Raw genomic sequence first — 3702 nt, forward strand, 5'->3', positions numbered from 1 at the left:
GGCCGAGGTCGAGCAGGCCTTGCACCGGGTCGGGCAGGCAGGCGCTGGCAAACCGCCAGGAACCGATGGAGGCACCGATCAGCGCACGTTCGCGTGGCGCGCGGGGTAGCCAGTCACCGAACAGCGCCAGGTCCAGACCCTGAATGCCCAAGGCCTTGGGCCCGCCCGCCGCACCGGGAAGGATACCGACATCGGCAGGCGTGAGGCCTTGCTCTCGAATGCGCGCAAAGGCGCGCTTGCCGGCCTTGAGTGTCAGGGCGGGAAACTTGATGTGGATGGCTGTCATACCGGTCTCTGTTGAAGCGAGCAGGGCAGTATAGAAAATCTCGCACGATGAGGGAAAAGGGCTGGCTTGAATTGCCATGGTGGCAATTCAGTTTCAGTTAAGTTGCCACGGTTACGGTGGTGCCATGTAGGACATTCAACCGGAAACGGAGGCTTACGTGAAAACCCTCACGATTTTGTTCTCCACCCGTATCATTGCCCCATCGCCCATTTGGGCCACGCCCGTAACCGGGCCACCCTCAAGGAACATCAGGACACGTAATGAAGGTAAATCTACGCGCGTGCAGTCAGGTGGCGCTGGTATTGCTGCTAACCAGCTCAAGCCTGTCGGCCCATGACCTTGGTCAGGACGAAGCCTTGCACCTGCGCCAGAAGGGCGTCATCGCCGCGCTGGAACACTTGCTGGGCCCGGCGTTCGAGCGCTACCCAGGCGCCAAACTGCTGGATGCCGAGCTTGAAGAGCACAAGGATCGTCCGGTGCGCTATATCTATGAAATCGAATTGCTGACCGTCGAAGGAGTGGTGCGCGAAATCGAGCTCGACGCCAGCACCGGTGAGTTGCTCAAAGATAAGGAAGACGACTGATGCGCCTGCTGTTGGTGGAAGACAATGTACCGCTGGCCGATGAACTGCTGGCCGGCCTGCAGCGCCAGGGCTATGCCGTCGATTGGCTGGCCGATGGGCGCGATGCTGCGTACCAGGGCCGCAGCGAACCCTATGACTTGATCATCCTTGACCTCGGCCTGCCCGGCTTGCCCGGGCTTGAGGTGCTGGCGCAATGGCGCGCGGCCGCGCTGGCCACCCCGGTGCTGATCCTCACCGCCCGCGATTCCTGGGCCGAGCGCATCGAAGGCCTGAAGGCCGGGGCCGACGATTACCTGAGCAAGCCGTTTCACCCCGAAGAACTGCACCTGCGTATCCAGGCGCTGTTGCGCCGCTCTCACGGCCAGGCCAACCAGCCGACCTTGCAAGCGGCCGGCCTGCACCTGGATGAAGGGCGTCAATGCGTGCTGCGCGACGGCGACGAAATCCAGTTGACCGCCGCCGAGTTCCGCCTGCTGCGCTATTTCATGCTGCACCCGGAACAGATCCTCTCGAAAAGCCATCTGGCCGAGCACTTATATGACGGTGAGACCGAGCGCGATTCCAATGTGCTCGAAGTCCACGTCAACCACTTGCGCCGCAAATTGGGCCGCAGCGTGATCGAAACCCGGCGCGGCCAGGGTTATCTGTTTGGCGCCAGTCCTGCATGAGGTCGATCCAGCGGCACCTGAGCCTGGGGCTGATCAGCGTGATGGTGGTGGTCGGTGTGGTGCTGGCGCAAACCAGCCTATGGTTGTTCGAAGCCGGTTTGCAGCGCTATTTGGAAGCCGGTTTGCGCAACGACAGCGAGAACCTGCTGGTCGCGCTGGTGCGCGGGCCGAATGGCGTGCAACTCGACGAGCAACGCTTGTCGCCGGCCTATCAGCGGCCGTTCTCGGGGCACTATTTCCGTATCGACTTTGCCGACACCCACTGGCGCTCCCGCTCATTGTGGGACCAGGAGCTGCCACTCCTGCCCAACACCGGGCTCAAGGGCAACCTGCAACTGGGGCCGGAAGGCCAGCAACTGTTGGTACTGCGCTCGGACTACAAGCGCTTTGGTCAATCGATTTCCATCAGCGTGGCCCAGGACTACACGCCAGTGCGGGAAAGCTTTCGGCTGATGCGTCAGATCGGCCTGGTGCTGGGGGTGGCGGCCCTGTTGCTGGTGTTGATCCTGCAACGGGTCACGGTCCGTCGCGCCTTGCGCCCGCTGGAAATTGCGCGCAACCAGATCGCCCAGTTGCAACAGGGCCAGCGCTCGCAACTCGACACCCAGGTGCCGCAGGAACTGGAGCCGCTGGTGGCGCAGATCAACCACCTGCTGGCCCACACCGAAGACAGCCTCAAGCGTTCACGCAATGCCCTGGGCAACCTCGGCCACGCGCTGAAAACCCCGCTGGCGGTGCTGTTGAGTGCGGCATCGAGCGAAGCGCTCAAGGATCAGCCACACTTGCGCACGCTACTGCGCGACCAGCTTGAACAGGTGCAACAGCGCCTCAACCGTGAACTCAACCGTGCGCGCCTGGCCGGCGAAACCCTGCCGGGCGTCTTGTTTGATTGCGCGAAAGAACTGCCGGGCCTGCTGGCGACCCTGAACATGGTCCATGGCGACCACTTGGACTTGAGCCACCACGCCGCCCCAGGCCTGCAATTGCCCTGGGACCGCGAAGACTTGCTGGAGCTGCTCGGCAACCTGCTGGACAACGCCTGCAAATGGGCGGATGCCGAGGTGCGCCTGAGCGTCAGCGAGACGCCGCACAGTTACCTGCTGGCGGTGGAAGACGACGGCCCCGGCATTCCCGAAGCCCAGCGTGACCAGGTGTTCAGCCGTGGCACGCGCCTGGATGAACAGATCGACGGCCACGGCCTGGGCCTGGGGATTGTGCGCGATATCGTCGAGGTGTGGGGCGGGGTGTTGCAGTTGCAGGAAAGCCAACTGGGCGGGCTCAAGGTGCTGATCGAACTGCCCAAACGCTGACGCCGATCAAAAAGGTGCGAGGGGGCTTGCCCCCGATGGCGGTGAATCAGTCGATGTAGCCTTTGACTGACCCACTGCAATCGGGGGCAAGCCCCCTCCCACATTGGATCTCCTTCAGAGTCGGTGGCGGTCACTCACACTTGGAAATGATCCATCAACCCCTGCTGCTGATTGGCCAGGCGGTGAGTCACCAAACGCTGAAGCCGATCAAAAAGGTGGGAGGGGGCCTGCCCCGATGGCGGTGAATCAGTCGATGTGCCTTTGACTGACCCACTGCAATCGGGGGCAAGCCCTCTCCCACATTGGATCTCCTTCAGAGTCGGTGGCGGTCACTCACACTCGGAAATGATCCATTAACCGTTGCTGCTGATTGGCCAAGCTGTTCAACGCCTGGCTGACCCGCGCCGATTCGTTGGCCTGTTCCGACAGCGACTCGGTCACATCGCGGATCGTCGCCACGTTGCTGTTGATCTCTTCGGCCACCGCGCTTTGCTCTTCGGCGGCACTGGCGATCTGCAGGTTCATGTCGCTGATCACCGTGACCGCTTCGCCGATCTGGCGCAGGGCGGTGACTGCCTCGCCGACTTGTTCGACGCTGCCCTGGGCCTGGCGATAGCTGTTGCCCATGGCGCCGACCACATCGGTGGTGCCGCTTTGCAGTTGCTCGATCACCAGGCGGGTTTCTTCCACCGATTCCTGGGTTCGTCGGGCGAGGTTGCGCACTTCGTCGGTCAACACCGCCAACTCTTCCGGTAGCTCGATGCCTTCGGCAATCACCTGGGCGCGCGACGCCCGAGCGATCTGCAGGATAGAACCGACAAATTCGCGCTTGAGCGCGTCCTGGTGGATGCCGT

4 protein-coding genes and 1 pseudogene are annotated in these 3702 nt (G+C 62.5%); 3 read left to right on the plus strand and 2 right to left on the minus strand.

Annotated elements, in window-relative coordinates; genetic code table 11:
* Nucleotides 1–286 (minus strand): annotated as a pseudogene (locus L9Z73_RS27065) (patatin-like phospholipase family protein); the annotation flags it as partial.
* Between the two features lie 260 nt (nt 287–546).
* On the opposite strand from L9Z73_RS27065, the gene L9Z73_RS27070 reads away from it, so the two are divergent.
* The 3 genes from L9Z73_RS27070 to L9Z73_RS27080 are packed head-to-tail and all read left to right on the plus strand — an operon-like array spanning nt 547 to nt 2848.
* Nucleotides 547–870: a PepSY domain-containing protein gene (locus tag L9Z73_RS27070; RefSeq protein WP_247407674.1), complete on the plus strand. Its 324-nt coding sequence runs from the start codon at nt 547–549 to the stop codon at nt 868–870.
* The gene (locus L9Z73_RS27075) at nt 870–1538 is read left to right on the plus strand and encodes a response regulator transcription factor (protein ID WP_247407677.1); all 669 of its coding nucleotides are present in this window, start codon (nt 870–872) and stop codon (nt 1536–1538) included. Before L9Z73_RS27070 ends, L9Z73_RS27075 begins: the two co-directional genes overlap by 1 nt.
* Nucleotides 1535–2848: a sensor histidine kinase gene (locus tag L9Z73_RS27080; RefSeq protein ID WP_247407678.1), complete on the plus strand. Its 1314-nt coding sequence runs from the start codon at nt 1535–1537 to the stop codon at nt 2846–2848. Before L9Z73_RS27075 ends, L9Z73_RS27080 begins: the two co-directional genes overlap by 4 nt.
* A gap of 333 nt (nt 2849–3181) precedes the next feature.
* On the opposite strand, the gene L9Z73_RS27085 is transcribed toward L9Z73_RS27080, so the two are convergent.
* On the minus strand, nt 3182–3702 hold a 521-nt coding region (locus L9Z73_RS27085; protein ID WP_247407680.1), incomplete at its 5' end, for a methyl-accepting chemotaxis protein.

The sequence above is a fragment of the Pseudomonas emilianonis genome (assembly GCF_023072625.1).
GTDB lineage: Bacteria > Pseudomonadota > Gammaproteobacteria > Pseudomonadales > Pseudomonadaceae > Aquipseudomonas > Aquipseudomonas paraveronii.

Bases quoted from the DNA above. Each gene is read 5' to 3' on its own strand.
- L9Z73_RS27075 (WP_247407677.1), top strand. From the start codon at position 870: ATGCGCCTGCTGTTGGTGGAAGACAATGTACCGCTGGCCGATGAACTG.
- L9Z73_RS27080 (WP_247407678.1), top strand. From the start codon at position 1,535: ATGAGGTCGATCCAGCGGCACCTGAGCCTGGGGCTGATCAGCGTGATG.
- L9Z73_RS27070 (WP_247407674.1), top strand. From the start codon at position 547: ATGAAGGTAAATCTACGCGCGTGCAGTCAGGTGGCGCTGGTATTGCTG.